Origin of the sequence: Leptospira idonii, assembly GCF_004770995.1 — a bacterium.
GTDB classification, from domain to species: domain Bacteria; phylum Spirochaetota; class Leptospiria; order Leptospirales; family Leptospiraceae; genus Leptospira_A; species Leptospira_A idonii.
Genome location: NZ_RQHW01000047.1, coordinates 526,160 through 540,433 on the forward strand (window position 1 = coordinate 526,160; position 14,274 = coordinate 540,433).

Consider the following 14,274-nt stretch of genomic DNA (forward strand, 5'->3'; position numbering starts at 1 on the left):
AAACTACTGCGATTCCGATGCGACTCCGGAAGTCAAACCGTCCAAAGGTCTTTTCCTAAAACGATACAACCTAACTCTCGTTGCTTGAGCACTGGAAGAGTCTCCGAAACTGAAGTTGGTGAGGTTGACCGAAAAAAATACGGATTGATCGTAAAAAGTAAGCTGATTGTCCGCAGAAGCACCGCCCGGAAACGCTCTCAGATTCATACTATAACCCAGCCTGTACTCCCAGTTATGCAGATCCAATTTGAAAGTCATCATAAATCGGTTGATGTTGAATACCGCTTTTTGACGTTTATCTTGTCCTAAAGCTCCCGATCCTGCTGCTACGTCTTCAAAGATCGTAGTTTGATCATAATTGACCCCTGTTTGGGAAGTGTACAATTCAGGGGTGGTGCTCATCGCATAAAATTGACCTTGCGCAAGTGCTGTGAGTCTCCAAGGTTCCGTCACCCTGGAATCTAACTCAAGTTCGATGCCTGAATATCTGGTGATTTTCGTATCGGTTTTGAAGAAAAATCGGTAACTGTCCAGATAAGAATCTTTATAAACATGATACCAAGTGGAACCCATTTCCAAACTGCGGAAGGCTCGAATGATGGGCCAGGAAAAGCCCCCCATTTTGTAGGATATAGTCAAGTTATTCGATAAAGATCTGTTTTGAGGAGTATGATGAACGTAGTCGTTGTTGATAAAAATCCCTGAATAGAAATTTCTTTTTCTTTCGAGAAGACTCGGTCTTCTGGTTTGAAATCCATCCACAAAGTCGATGAATCCTCCCACACGCACAACCGTATAATACCATCTTTGTTGGCTGGTGAGACTGGGGTTGTATCCGGGGGAAAGAACCCTTAGGTCTCTGATGGTTCTTACGGATACATCCCAATCGTTCAATGCGTAACTTTCCAAAGCAAACTCTGCTTCGTGTTGGCGCAAATTTCCTAAAATAGGATCTTTCATTTCCGCCTTTTCAGCTTCCAGTCTGCGATATGTGGTGGTAAAAAATAGTTCAGGAACACCGAATCTTGCCGTGTGGGATTGGCGGATGTATTGAAAGGACTGCTGCTTTAGAATGTTTGCATATGCCTTATTGGAATCCAAATCAGGACTGTTGGCCGCAGTGCCGCTTCCCGGATATTCCACAGTTTGTTTTGTTGCTCCCATATAAGCGGAAGGAGTGAAGGACGCATAGGCACCCAAACTCATAGGAGAACGAAAACCAGTTTCTCCCATAACGTTTGTTTGCGTTCTTAAAACGAAGTCGTTGTATCTTCCCGAAGGATCATACTGATTGGTTCCTGGAATGGTAGACTGAGTCGGTGCTCCATAAAGTCTGTTCACGTTGGTTTGAACGTTTAAATCCCAATACAACGGGCTGTTCGCATAAGGCAAAGTTCCTACTTGGCTGGAGTTACGAATCGTAATCGCAGGAAGAGTGTCCGCTGCAGCAAAATATTTATTCGCTTGGATTTGATAGAACATGGTTCTGCTCATACCCAAAGCAACACTCAAATCCCCTCTGTTCTCAGTATAATTTAAGTTCCAATTCAAAAGGTTACGAATGAGGCCGAAACGTACATCCCTTTGTGTATACATGGATTGGATCGAATTGGAAGGTTCGTATCTGTTTCCGTATTCATAATCAAACTGTCTATTGCTGAAATTCTCGTATTGCAATTGTAAGTTGCGGGTAGTGTCTTTGCTGAAATCGTTCGACTTCGCATTCAATCGGATTTCCGCTTTCCACCAAGGATCATAATCCACGCCTGTGTTTCTATAAGGAAGTCCCGCATAAGGGAACTGTTCTCCCCGATCCACATTATTTGTGACGGCCACATTTCCGATTCCCATGTTTGAGAATCGATCCTCATAAACGGAAGTGATACTTGTTTTTTTATGATTCGCGTAACCAAGGTTGATGTTGTAGTTTAAATTGGGGGATACTTTCCAAGCTTCTAATTGAGCCGCCTGACCCGTTTTTTCATACATATCGAACCTGAATTTATATCCGTTCGCTAAAAACAAAGAGTTCGGATAAGGATCCGACCATTGATAAGAGTTCTGTAAAAACCAGCCTTGTGTGTTGTTTTTACCGGATTGAACCAGCCATCCGTTCCCTGATTCCGAGTTGTAAAGAACGGGAAGCCAGAAAAGAGGAGTTCCTCCGACCTTATAAGTGATTTGGAAAGCGACGACGGATTTGTCGTCATAGATAACGATCTTCTTTGCTTGAAAAGATTCATGAGGGAGTTCCGCATTACAAGCGGTAAAGTATCCCATCTCCATCAAATATCTTTTTTCATCCAAACGTTTTAGTTTTTGACCTATGAAAAAAGAAGGGTACACGCTCAATTTGGAGTTATATACCACTCCTTGGTTGAGTTTGAGATCGTATAAGAAGCGTTCACCGGTTACTTTTGCTTGACCGTCCCTGTATTCGACTCCGCCTTCCGCATAAATTTCTTGTCTTTGAGAATCGATAGAAACTGAATCCGCCTGCAGTTCCCCGCCTTTGATTTTCAATCTAACCTTTCCTCTTAAAACAAGAACTCCTCCTTGCGTTTTATCGATGTTGAGTAATTGTCCTTCCGCTGCATTTTGGATTTGGATGGGAGATTCTTTCTTTTTTTGATTCGCTAATATGGATTCGGGAGTGACTTCTTGAGCCAAAGGAGGAACGAGAGCTTCTCTTAATCTTTCTCTTTTTACGTAAATCGTTCCTTGAGGATTGAGCCCTAGATTTCTAAGAGTCTCATCCACCTCTCTGTCCGTCATGGCATCGACTGATTTTTGCACCAAACTTCTTTGTACGTTGACAGTCGTTGCCTTTCTTTCTTCTTCTTGAGGATTTGATTTTGTGCCTGTAAATTCAGGGAAGATCAGCTTCAATCCCTCAGTGTCTTGAGAATGAACCGATTTTGGGAGAAAGATTCCCAGATACAAAATGGGGATAAGAAGTATTTTACGCACGAGGAAAGGATGCTTTGAAAGTATAGAACGAAGATTTCAAGACTTGCCAAAAAATCAATGGGAAAAGAGGTTTAGACTCTTTTTGCCCCTTTGTTTCTCTCGAAAATCGCCTCCCAAATTCCCAAAATTTTAGGAAAAGAGTTTGCCAAAACTTAGGCAAAGGACATAATTTTCTGGTCTAAGAATGGAAATATTTCCAGGAGATTTTGATGTCAAAAACATATTCTGGGGAAAGAATCCCAGGGACCGTCAATTATCATGTTTTTGTAAACGAAGGAAAGGCAAAACGGGAACTGCTTCTTGACCAAAGAAGGAAAATGGACAATTTTCTCCCTGATTCCGATTTAGGCCTTAGGAACGAAGTCGCTTATCGCATCTCTCTTGCCATACTATTTGATTATACCGGCGATCTGCAGCTTTCCGAATCCAACTTTCGGGATTTCAAAAAAAATATAGAAAGGCTCATTTCGGAAGACCAATGGCTGATCCATTCGGCTCGCATCGAAGTGTTTCTGAATCAAAACGATGAAGAAGAAAGTTTGGTGGATTATTCTTCTTTCAGTGGAGTGAATTCTTCCGGTTCTGCAGTGATTTAAATCGGAGGGGAGACGGGAAGTTGTACCACCCATTCTCCTCCTACTTCTAAATCCTTTCGGAAAATATTCCCTTTGTGTTCTTGAATGATGGCTCTGGTGATTTCTAGAGATTCGAAATGAGAAAGGGATCTGGACAGGTCTTCTTTCCCGTTATCGAATATACTAATTTGTATATAATTTTTTTCTTCGATCAGCAATGTATGAAGGAAGATTTGAATCTTACGATTTAAGGTGTTTTCGTGAGCGGTAGTCACCCTGCTTCTAGCGTCCTGCAATAGATTCAAAAATACCTGTTTGATTTTCTGTGATTGGCAGGGAACCAGAGGAAGATCGTCCGATTGTATCTCACATTGAATTCCTTCTTTCAAGAAATAATGATGTAGGAAGGAACGAGTGTCCGCAATCACGATCATAATATTGGAATAGCTCCATTGATTCGTTGTGGTTTGCGAATAAGAGACCAGGTTTTTGATGATTTTCGCGATTCTTTCCGACTCTTCCATAATCTTTTTGGAATAGGAAGTGATTTGGGGAAGACCTGCTTTTCCCGCTTCCAAGCCGATGAGTTCCGCTAAATTGAGAATGGAAGTGAGAGGATTATTGACTTCATGTGAAATCCCAGTCGCCACAAGCCCAATGGTTTCCCATTTCTGGGTTTCCGAGAGTTTGTTTTGTACGTCTCTCAATTGTTTTTGGATATGGGATTTATAAATCGCCATCTCTACGGAAATGTATAGATCTCTGCTGTTGAATGGTTTGATCAAATAACCGAATGGTTCCGTAGTTTTGGCTCGATCCAAAGTGGATTCGTCCGAATAAGCGGTGAGATAAATGATGGGAAGATCTTTTCTTTGTTTGATGATTTTAGCGACTTCGATTCCATCCAAATCACCGTTTAACATAATATCCATCAAAACAAGATCGTAAGTTTCCGTATCTACGCTTTCCAAAGCTGCCTGCCCTTCGGACACGTAGTTGGAGATATAACCGTATTGTTTGAGTGTGGAACAAATATTGATGGCAATGATTCTTTCGTCTTCTACGACCAGAACTTTTTTATTCGAATTGGGAGTGATTAGATTCGTTGTCATCTGGGGGTCTAATTCGGCATTCTATATCCTGGGTGAGTTTTCCTGTTTGTCAATCGAATCAAATTTAAAAAAATGATCTTCAGTGAAAAAAGAAAATTCCCTAAATCCCTCTCAATTGGCAGCCTCCGAGACGTTGGGAAAACCGGTTTTGGTCATCGCAGGTGCCGGAACGGGAAAAACAAACACTCTGGTCCACAGACTTCTTTTTTTAGTGAATTCAGGGATTGATCCCTCTTCCCTTCTTCTGCTAACATTTACTAGGCGAGCAGCTAAGGAGATGTTGTCCAGGGCATCCGGTCTTTTGGATAAAAGAATGACTCAGGTCAGCGGAGGAACCTTCCATTCCTTTTGTAATTTTTTTCTAAGAAAATATTCCACCCTCTTAGGATACCCTTCTAATTTTTCCATTTTGGATGAAGAAGATTCCATTCAATTGACAGGAATGGCAAGGGAAGACGTCTTGGGAAGTAAAACAAAAAAAAGATTTCCTAAAAGAGAAACCTTACGGGAAATTTTTTCCTCCTCTTTCAATACGCAGACTTCCATAGAAAAAATATTAACGAAAGAATACCCTCAGTTTCTGAACGACATCAAAGAGATTCAGACGGTTAAGGAAAGATACGAAATATTGAAGAAAAACAATCAATCTTTCGATTTCGACGATCTTCTGGATTGTACCAGAAAGATTCTGATGGAAAACGAAACCGTAAGAAGTAGAATTTCCAAAACCTATAAACATATATTAGTTGATGAATACCAAGATACGAATAAAGTCCAGGCGCATATCTCCTGTTTAATGGCAAGTATTCATGAGAATATTATGGTTGTAGGGGACGACGCACAGTGCATCTACGGATTCAGAGGCGCCAACGTAAGAAACATTTTGGATTTTCCTCAAATTTTCCCTAACACGCTCAAAATCACTCTGGAAGAGAATTACAGAAGTTCGAAACCGATCTTAAATTTGGCAAATTCCGCCTTATCTAAGTTTAAGGAAAAATTCGATAAAAATTTATTCACACAAAAAACTTCTCCGAACCGTCTTCCCAAACTCATCCAACTCAAATCCCAAGAGGAAGAAGCAAGTTTCGTTGCGGAAGAAGTTTTAAAACAAAATGAAAACGGAATTCCTTTTCGAGAGATTGCGGTTCTTTCCCGTTCCGGATGGCATAGCAACTTGATCGAACTGGAATTCAATGCCAGAAAAATCCCTTATAAAAAATACGGAGGGAAAAAATTTCTGGAACTTGCTCATATCAAAGATGTTCTCTCCTATCTCCGTATTTTACATAATCCTGCGGACTCTCTTTCTTGGAACAGAGTCCTTCATTTGGAAGCGGGAGTCGGTCCGAAACAGTCTGCTCTTTTTCTGCAAAGATGGGAAAAACTCCCCCAAGCGGAAGTGAGTTTCGATCTTGAAAATGAAATTTCTTTCTGGATCGGATTTACGGAAGAAGCAAAACAAAATATTCTAAAATTATTGAATTTACTGAAACAGGTTTCGATTTCCGAAAACAAAAAAGTGACGTTTGCATTCGAATCCTTCCTGACTCATTATCTTCCCATCTTACAAAGAGAATACGACGATCCCGAAAAAAGAACCAACGATTTGGATTCCTTAAAACTCATCACGAAAGACGCATCCGATTTGGGAGAATTTTTGGCGACTCTTAGTTTGGAACCGATCGAATCTTCTTATACGGGTACGGACGATCCGGAAGAAGAAGGATACGTCACACTCTCCACCATTCATTCCGCAAAAGGATTGGAATGGAAAACAGTATTTCTCATTCAGGCGATCCAAGGACAACTCCCTTCTTCTAGAGTGAAAACCTGGGAAGAATTGGAAGAAGAAAGAAGGCTGTTTTATGTAGGAATCACCAGGGCAAAAGAGGATCTGTTTTTGGTATGTCCTTTGGCAGAAGAGAAAAAATCGATCCAGCTTCAGGAAGTCAGCAGGTTCATTTCCGAATTGGAAAATTCCAAAGAATTACTCGATTGGCAGGAATATCATTCGGAACCGGACGTTTCTTCCTCCGAAAAGGGAGAAAATTTAGGGAAAACAGAGAGGTTTCAGCAGATTCAAAATTACTTTTTGAATTGATTTTCTTTCCTTTTCCCTTGGAATTATGCTTACCATTTCGGAGGTTCTCATGAAATCACTCTCTCTTAAGAGGGCATTGAATTTATTCCTTTTACTGTCTTTGTTTTTCTTCATCGCATGTTCTTCCTCTTCTCCTAAAGAAGGAGAGTCTTCTCAATCTGCAGCACCGGCAGAATCCAGCACTTCAAGAAGCGTTGAAAATGTAGATGCTTCTGATCCGAATAAATCGGATAAAAAAGGCTGTGTGGAAGGAGACTGTGTCAACGGAATCGGAAAATACATCTACGACAATGGTGATATTTATACAGGTTCTTTTAAGAACGACCAAAGAGAAGGTCAGGGAAATTTTCTATATACGGACGGAGAAAAATTCACAGGTTCCTATGTTGCTGACAAACGACAAGGTGCAGGAGAATACAATTTCAAAAACGGCGATAAGTATGTAGGCGAATTCAAAGACGGTCAGATCAACGGGAAAGGAACTTATACATTTAAAGACGGCAAGTCTTTGAACGGCGATTTTACTGCGGATGGAACAGAAGGTACGGGAACTTTGCTGGAAGAAGGCAAACCTAGAAACTGTAAGATACAAGCAAGAAAACTGCTCTGCGAATAATTATAACCTGTTTTTACTTTCTTTAGGAAGTTTTCTGCATCGAAACCTTTCTCTCAAAACAAAGAGAGAAAGGTTTTTTTGTGCCTAATTTAAGTTACAATCTACAGCCAGGAACCTTTCCTTGGGATTTCGCAGAATTAAACAATTGTAATGCGTCAGACATTTTGCTTTTCAGCTGTGTCATTCTGGTTTCATCGGAAGGATGTGTAGATAAAATTTCCGCTGATTTACTTCCACCTAGCGCACTCATATTTTCCCAAAGAGTTACACTTTCTTCCGGATTGAAACCTGCCTTTGCCATAATTTCCAATCCGATGTAATCTGCTTCCGATTCATGGGCTCTGGAATAAGGAAGAAGAACCCCAAACTTAGCACCTGCTCCTAATACACCCGCCATATCTCCCTTGCCTATTGTTTTGAGAGCTTCCATTCCTCCGTTTGTGATTTGGTTTTGGGAAACTCTTTCATTTCCATGTCTTGCAATCACATGACCGATTTCATGTCCAATAACGGCAGCTAGTTGCCCAGGTGTTTTGGCAACAGGAAGAATTCCGGTATGAACCCCGATTTTTCCTCCGGGCAGAGCGAAAGCATTCGGTGTGGAGTCTTTGAATACGACTACTTCCCAAGAAGCCACACCTGTGGAATCTTCCGTAACTGCCAGTTCCGCTTGTACGATGCAGTTCACATAACGATTGACAGCTTCTCCTCTTTCGATGGGGGTTTGTTTTTTCATTTCAGCAAACGCTTGTGTACCCATCTCGTTCATTTCAGGGTCTTTCACTAGAAGAAGTTGTCTTCTTCCTGTAGGAGAAGTTTGACAGCTGATGAGTAGCAAAACGAAACAATGGAACGATAGTAAAAGGAAACGATTCATAATAAGGATCTCCGTAAAAATAGTGCTTAAAAGAATGAAAATAGGAATTTATTCCTGAATTCCAGTAAAATTTTCCAAAAATGAAACCGCATCTTCCAGAGAAAGCGGTTTGGAAAGAAGATAACCTTGGATGAGATCGCATTCGTATTCCCTCAATAAATGAAATTGGGAAATATCTTCCACGCCTTCGGCAACTACCTTATAACCCAAACCGTGCGCCATATGTATGATGGAAACCAGAAGGATCGCTTCTTTGGAACCGGGTATTACATTATTGAGAAAGGATTTGTCGATTTTCACTGTGGAAAGAGGAAGTTTTTCCAAATAAGCTAAAGAAGAATAACCGGTTCCGAAATCGTCCAAAGCGATTTTCACTCCAATATCTTTCAGATTGGAAAGAATCGGAATGGTTTCGGAAAGATTTTTCATAGCTAAACTTTCCGTAATCTCTACTTGGAGGCATTCATAAGGAACACCTAATCTTTGTTGTATGTCAACCACCCAATGGAATATGTTTTGATCCAAAAATACTTGAGGAGAAAGGTTCACCGCTACTGAAAATTTGTAATTGGATTCTTCTCTCATTTTTTTTGCGAAAAGTGCGGACTCTTCCAAAACGAATTTTGTGAGAGAAACGATTAAACCGGAATCTTCCGCCATGGGAATGAAATCCGTAGGTGATACCATCCCCTTTTTTGGATGTCTCCAGCGGATAAGCGCTTCCCAATGACATATCTCGTTTGCCGCCAAATCGAAGATAGGTTGGTAATAGACAATGAATTCGTTCTTTTCGATCGCTTTTTTAAGATCGTTTTGTATCTCCAACTGGTAGTTGATTTTTTCCTGCATCCTTTGATTGAATACTGAAACGGTTCCTACTTTGCTGGACTTGGAGTGAAACATCGCAATTTCAGCGTTTTTTAATATGTTTTCTCCGTCTTTACCCGCCATTCCGTAAGATGCGATTCCGCAAGAAGCGGTTAAAAATATCTCATAACCTTGGAAAGGTATAATCTCTTTCAGATTTTCCAAAAGTTTGTTTGCGATTTCAGTTCCCTCTTCTATGGAGAAACAATCCGTAACTAGAACGGCGAAAGAATCCGCACCAAGCCTGGTAACGATTGCGGAAGGATCACATAACTTAAGCAGGCGTTTCGCATAAATTACTAATATTTCATCTCCGGATTCGTTTCCAAGGGAATGGTTGATTCGTTTGAAATTGTCTATATTGATGGAAAATACGATCGGAAAACCTTTTTGGAACAGATTGTATTCGGATATCTTTTGTTCTACTCTTGCCAAAAACAGGGCTCTATTGGGCAATTCCGTCAAACTGTCGTAAAACGCATCATGGGTCAGTTGTTCTTCCGCAAGCTTTCTATTCGTAATTTCATTATGGATGGCGATGTATTGAAAGATGGATCCGTCTTCTGCGGAAAAGGGAACGATCGTCGTTTCCACCCAGAAACTGGTTCCATCCTTCTTTGTGTTTCTGATTTCCCCTTTCCAAACCTTGCCATTTTGAATGGTTTCCCAAAGATCGTACCATTCTTCTTTAGTTCTGTCTTGTGATTTTAAAATTCGATGGGACTGACCGATTAACTCTTCTTTGCTGTAACCGGAAGCTTGGATGAATTTGTCATTTACGTAAGTGATGATTCCGTTCGCATCCGTTGTGGATACTATGTTGGCTTGGTCCAAAGCGAATTTTTGGACTTGAATTTCTTTTAAGGACTGTTCTAAATAATTGGCGGTAATTTCCTTTTCCCTTCTGAAAACGAGTTCTCTTCTTTCTCTTTCCAAAACATGGGGAAGCCGAAACAAAGTGGAATGATCGATGATATCCGCAGCCCCTTCTTTCATCATCTGTAAGGCGGTTTCGTATTTGGACTTTTCTGCGATCAGTAAAAAAGGAATGTCTATCTGTCTATCTTTCAAAAAGCGAAGGAAATCGTGGATGGTCTTTTCATCGGGCCAATTCATCCCGCAAAGAATGACGTCCCAATCCTCTTCTTCTATCTTCTCCTCCCATTCTTCCGCCTTAGATACCACTTGGTACAAAGGAGAAAAACCGTTTGCCTTCACCTCTCGAATCAAACGAAAGACTTCGGAGGAATCAGATTCTATGATCAAAAGGCTGAGAGGACTTGCCATAAATTCCTTTGTTCATTTTCATCCAGAATGATCCAAGCAATTGATTCTCCAACCAAAAACTTCTTATAAAAATGCTTTGTTTTTAGAAGTTCTGTCGTCTAATTCGCTAGCCGTGCACCCAAGATTGTTTGAAACAGTATATATCAAAAAAGAGTTTTTGGAACAAGAACTGAAAAAAATGCTCCTGGATATGGGGAACTTAGAATATAGGGATCTGAATGAATACGATAAAGGCGGTTTTGACGGATTCAACCAAGCGGTGACGGAAATCCTGAGAAAGCTCTGTAGTTAGGGAAATTTCTAGGGATTTTGAGAACTCCCCGCCTCCCTCCTTCTTTGTGTGCAAAAAGTCTTTACAAAATAGAGGTTGCTTAGGAGACTTAGTAAGCTAGCAGGAAGTTCAATGAATTTCACAACAAAACAAGTTAAAAATCACACAGTAGTTACATTAGAAGGCTCTCTCGATATTTATTCTGCTCCCGCTCTCAAAAAAGAGCTCCATAAAATCATAGATGATGGAGCCGAATCCGTAGCCATCGATATGGTGAATATTAAACTTTTAGACTCTTCCGGAATCGCTCTACTTGCCAACCTACAAAAGAAACTGAAATCGGAAGAAGGTACTTTTTTTCTTCTCAATGTAAGTCAAGATGTGATGGTAATTCTCAAACTTTCCAGTTTAGATAAATTTTTTACAATTTTAGCAGGAGAAGGAGAACTTCCTTAATCGTTTTCTTTTTCCTTTCAGTGACTGATCACTTCTCTTAGCTCAGAGTCTTGGATTTTTTCTTCCAAGTTCTTTGGGCTGAACCACTCCCCCGCATCGTTTCTCTTCATTTGACTCATCTCCAATTTCGTTCCGTCCGTTTTTCCTACTGCGAAGATTTTATCTACGGAAGATCCGATCGTGTTTACGGATGCAATCATTTCCAAAGGAAGTTCCAGAGCAAAATCACCTAATTTTAACTTTGCGATTCGGCCGTTGGAAGTGAATTCTTCGCAGACGACTTTCCTTCCGTCTTTCAGATGAATTTGCAATTGGTTCGGCTCGTTTTTTTTGACAACCACGGCAGGAATTGTTTTTTCCTGTTTCTTTTCTTCCTTAACTTCTTGAACCGGTTCCGGTTTTTTCTCTTCTACTAAAGCGATCTCTTCTTTTACGATGGGGATTTTTTCTTCTTCTACGACGGTAAGAAGTTTTTTGGTTTCTGTTTTTGCTTCTTCCAAAGAATCTTTTAGATTGTTTTTGATTTCTGCAAGTTCCTTCGCTTCTTCCGGACTTGCGGCAACGGAAGTTTCCTCTTTCAGGATTTTTTCCACGATAACAGGTTTAAGAACCAGGCTTTTCCCCTCTTCTATTTTTGCGACAGCCTTCTCATCGCCTAACTTAGTTGCTTCAGTTTTGGAGAATTCGACAAGGGATTTGTTTTCTTGATAAAAATTACCGATGAGAAGAAGTCTTCTGTTGGCGCGAATGGCAACTTCCTTATTCTCTTTTTGTTTTACTAACTGGATATATTCTTTTACTGCATTGGAAGTTTTTCCCAATTCTTCCATAGATCGCGCTTTGATATAGGATTGATCGTTCGTAAGTTCGGGAAGAGCTTCCAAAGTTTTCAGAGTTTCTTCATAATCACCCGATTGAAAGAGAGAGTAAGCAAGTTCTTCCGGTTTTTTGTTGGAGTTTTTCAGGTCTTCCTTCCTTTTATCTCCGTCTTGTAAAAAGCCTATCAGTAGTTCCGCATTCTCTGCGTAATGTGTTCCCGGAAATAGGTCTACCGCTTTTCTGAGTTTGACGTATGCATGTTCCCTTTCTCCCATCATCACCAAACAATAACCGTTATGGAGAAGAGTGAATGCAAGTTCATCTGCAAGAGAATCTTCCAGTATCGTTTCCAGTTCATCATACTTTTTACTGGCAATGGAGAACTTTCTAGTTCTTTCCATATAGAATGCGAACTGAAGGCGGATGATCGTTTTTTGTTGTTCTTCCAGTTCCAAAAACGGTTTAAAATTCAAGGCGCGAACCACGTTGATCACACCTAGCCCGAACTTATCTTTCCAGCTCATCTCCAATTCTAGCCCTTTGGTTTCTGAGTTCATGATCCCCGATTCCAAAACGTTGACCTTAACTTCCAAAAGATAGTCGTCTTTTGATAAAAACATTTGTTTGAGCCTTTCTCTCAATGTTTGAGAGGAAAGTTCGTAATTCATCAACTGATCTCTCAGGATTCCGAATCTAAGCTCTTGCAGCTTAACGCCTACAATTGCCTGAGATGCGAGTCCGAAAAACCCGAATAACAGAAAAAATAATAGGAAGAAAAGTATTTTTCTCATTCCGGAACTTCAAGGATGATCATGGTCACGTCATCTTTGTATTCTTCATGTGCCAGATCCAATTCTTGCATCGCCTTTTCTACGATTTCGGAATTCGGTTCATCTATATATTTTAATACGATGTCTTTGAATCGGTCCAATCCGAAAAGGCCTCCTTCTTTCACAGGAGTTTCCACAACTCCATCCGTATATAGAACGATTTTATCTCCCGGCTGTACAGGAAATTCATCCAAAGAATAACGGATGTCGTCTCCCATACCCAAAGGAGGACCGGAACTTTCCACATAAATCACTTCTTTCGTAGAAGGTCGAACGATGAAAGGAGCATTATGACCTGCATTTACGAATTTCACTTTGCCAGGTTCGTCCAGAATGACGAAAACTCCCGTTGCGAAAAAGGAAGCCTGAAGCCTGTTGGCGATCACTTCTCCCAAACTATTGATGGCATGAATCGGTTCATGATTTTCTCGGATGATTGCCTGAAGCGACATTGCCATAACTACGGTTACTAATGCCGCAGAAACCCCGTGGCCGGATGCATCCGCTAAGAAAAAACCGTAAAACTCTTTTCCGTCACCTTCGTCGAAATGGAAATATTGGTAAATATCTCCGGACACTTCCCTCATCGGACGATAGATTTTTCCGATTTTGAATTTTTTATATTTTTTGTTAGGCGGTAAGAATAGTTCCTGTACTTCTTTTCCGATTTGAAGTTCTTGATTGATTTCATCGTTCAATCGAGTGATTGTACCGACTTTGTTTTCGATCTGTTCCGCCATGCTGTTGAAGGAACGACCCAAATTATCCAATTCGTCTTCATTCTTAAAATTCCAGCTGACTCTAGCCCCTAGTTTGCCATCCGTCATTTCTTTGGAAGCGGATTCTAATAATCCTACCCTTCTGAAGATCGCACGGTACACCAAAATAGCAAAGATTAAGTGGAAGATCACTCCCCAAACCACTGCGTAGGCAACTTGGATGTAAAGTTGCTTCAACCTTTCTTGAATGGAGGCAATATTGAAGTGAGTGAATAGAAAAATTTCTTCCCCGGATGCAGCTCGGATGGGAAGTAAAAAATCGACTGTGAAATCGTCTTCATTGAGATCCAAACTGTAACGGGACTTAAATAAACTTCCCTCTTTATCCGAGGAAACATCCTTCGATTTTTTCAAAAGATGTTCCGAAATATGTGTTTCCGTCCGGCCATCTTGCGGCTCTCGAACCCAAATTTCTCCGTCATTTTGAAAAATGACAAACTTTCCGATGTCGTACAACTTCAGAGTCTTACGAAAAACATCAAATGCTTCGTCTCTTTCTTTAGTAAGACCTATATTTTGTAAGTCGGCCAAAATAGTATTTGCCAGATTCTCCGATTGGAACTGAAAATTTTTCAGAAGTAGATCTGATTGGTTCTCAAAAATCATCACAGTAAAAAAGATGATGTTGAGGAGTGCTAAAAGCGAATAAAAAAGTCCGATTTTAAATCGGAGAGAATTCGTTGTTTTGATTTTACTTTTCGTCACGGCCGC

11 protein-coding genes are annotated in these 14,274 nt (G+C 40.5%); 5 read left to right on the forward strand and 6 right to left on the reverse strand.

Annotated elements, in window-relative coordinates:
- Positions 1-3: 3 nt before the first annotated feature.
- Positions 4-2,961 (reverse strand): LPS-assembly protein LptD, encoded by a 2,958-nt coding sequence (locus EHS15_RS14515; RefSeq protein ID WP_425460649.1) that lies wholly within the window; start codon positions 2,959-2,961, stop codon positions 4-6.
- A 218-nt stretch (positions 2,962-3,179) separates the two neighbouring features.
- Here EHS15_RS14515 and EHS15_RS14520 point away from each other — a divergent pair, with 218 nt between their 5' ends.
- Positions 3,180-3,566 carry an LIC_14007 family protein gene (locus EHS15_RS14520; RefSeq protein ID WP_135761276.1) on the forward strand — a complete coding sequence of 129 codons (387 nt, stop codon included), beginning with the start codon at positions 3,180-3,182 and terminating at the stop codon, positions 3,564-3,566.
- Here the strand turns inward: EHS15_RS14520 and EHS15_RS14525 are convergent.
- Positions 3,563-4,657 (reverse strand): response regulator, encoded by a 1,095-nt coding sequence (locus EHS15_RS14525; RefSeq protein WP_135761277.1) that lies wholly within the window; start codon positions 4,655-4,657, stop codon positions 3,563-3,565. The genes EHS15_RS14520 and EHS15_RS14525 overlap by 4 nt on opposite strands.
- 82 nt (positions 4,658-4,739) lie before the next feature.
- Here EHS15_RS14525 and EHS15_RS14530 point away from each other — a divergent pair, with 82 nt between their 5' ends.
- Together EHS15_RS14530 and EHS15_RS14535 are read left to right on the forward strand one after the other, a co-directional pair.
- The gene (locus EHS15_RS14530; RefSeq protein WP_246052170.1) at positions 4,740-6,761 is read left to right on the forward strand and encodes an ATP-dependent helicase; all 2,022 of its coding nucleotides are present in this window, start codon (positions 4,740-4,742) and stop codon (positions 6,759-6,761) included.
- Positions 6,762-6,810: 49 nt separating this feature from the next.
- The gene (locus tag EHS15_RS14535; RefSeq protein WP_135761278.1) at positions 6,811-7,377 is read left to right on the forward strand and encodes an MORN repeat-containing protein; all 567 of its coding nucleotides are present in this window, start codon (positions 6,811-6,813) and stop codon (positions 7,375-7,377) included.
- Positions 7,378-7,471: 94 nt separating this feature from the next.
- Here the strand turns inward: EHS15_RS14535 and EHS15_RS14540 are convergent, their stop codons facing one another.
- Together EHS15_RS14540 and EHS15_RS14545 are read right to left on the reverse strand one after the other, a co-directional pair.
- A complete protein-coding gene (locus tag EHS15_RS14540) occupies positions 7,472-8,254 on the reverse strand; it encodes a M48 family metallopeptidase (RefSeq protein ID WP_135761279.1) in 783 nt (260 codons plus the stop codon).
- A 48-nt stretch (positions 8,255-8,302) separates the two neighbouring features.
- Positions 8,303-10,408: a bifunctional diguanylate cyclase/phosphodiesterase gene (locus EHS15_RS14545; RefSeq protein WP_135761280.1), complete on the reverse strand. Its 2,106-nt coding sequence runs from the start codon at positions 10,406-10,408 to the stop codon at positions 8,303-8,305.
- Between the two features lie 112 nt (positions 10,409-10,520).
- Here EHS15_RS14545 and EHS15_RS14550 point away from each other — a divergent pair, with 112 nt between their 5' ends.
- Positions 10,521-10,700, forward strand: coding sequence for a hypothetical protein (locus EHS15_RS14550; protein ID WP_135761496.1), 180 nt, complete (start codon positions 10,521-10,523; stop codon positions 10,698-10,700).
- Between the two features lie 111 nt (positions 10,701-10,811).
- Complete coding sequence (locus tag EHS15_RS14555) at positions 10,812-11,135, forward strand: STAS domain-containing protein (RefSeq protein ID WP_135761281.1); 324 nt, start codon at positions 10,812-10,814, stop codon at positions 11,133-11,135.
- Between the two features lie 17 nt (positions 11,136-11,152).
- Here the strand turns inward: EHS15_RS14555 and EHS15_RS14560 are convergent, their stop codons facing one another.
- Both EHS15_RS14560 and EHS15_RS14565 read right to left on the reverse strand, forming a co-directional pair.
- Complete coding sequence (locus EHS15_RS14560) at positions 11,153-12,745, reverse strand: tetratricopeptide repeat protein (protein WP_135761282.1); 1,593 nt, start codon at positions 12,743-12,745, stop codon at positions 11,153-11,155.
- Positions 12,742-14,268, reverse strand: coding sequence for a PP2C family protein-serine/threonine phosphatase (locus EHS15_RS14565; RefSeq protein WP_135761283.1), 1,527 nt, complete (start codon positions 14,266-14,268; stop codon positions 12,742-12,744). Before EHS15_RS14565 ends, EHS15_RS14560 begins: the two co-directional genes overlap by 4 nt.
- Between the last annotated feature and the right edge of the window lie 6 nt (positions 14,269-14,274).

Excerpts from the sequence above, each read along its gene's own strand:
- EHS15_RS14520 (WP_135761276.1), top strand. The coding sequence starts at position 3,180 with ATGTCAAAAACATATTCTGGGGAAAGAATCCCAGGGACCGTCAATTAT.
- EHS15_RS14560 (WP_135761282.1), bottom strand. The coding sequence starts at position 12,745 with ATGAGAAAAATACTTTTCTTCCTATTATTTTTTCTGTTATTCGGGTTT.
- EHS15_RS14545 (WP_135761280.1), bottom strand. The coding sequence starts at position 10,408 with ATGGCAAGTCCTCTCAGCCTTTTGATCATAGAATCTGATTCCTCCGAA.
- EHS15_RS14525 (WP_135761277.1), bottom strand. The coding sequence starts at position 4,657 with ATGACAACGAATCTAATCACTCCCAATTCGAATAAAAAAGTTCTGGTC.
- EHS15_RS14535 (WP_135761278.1), top strand. The coding sequence starts at position 6,811 with ATGAAATCACTCTCTCTTAAGAGGGCATTGAATTTATTCCTTTTACTG.
- EHS15_RS14540 (WP_135761279.1), bottom strand. The coding sequence starts at position 8,254 with ATGAATCGTTTCCTTTTACTATCGTTCCATTGTTTCGTTTTGCTACTC.
- EHS15_RS14555 (WP_135761281.1), top strand. The coding sequence starts at position 10,812 with ATGAATTTCACAACAAAACAAGTTAAAAATCACACAGTAGTTACATTA.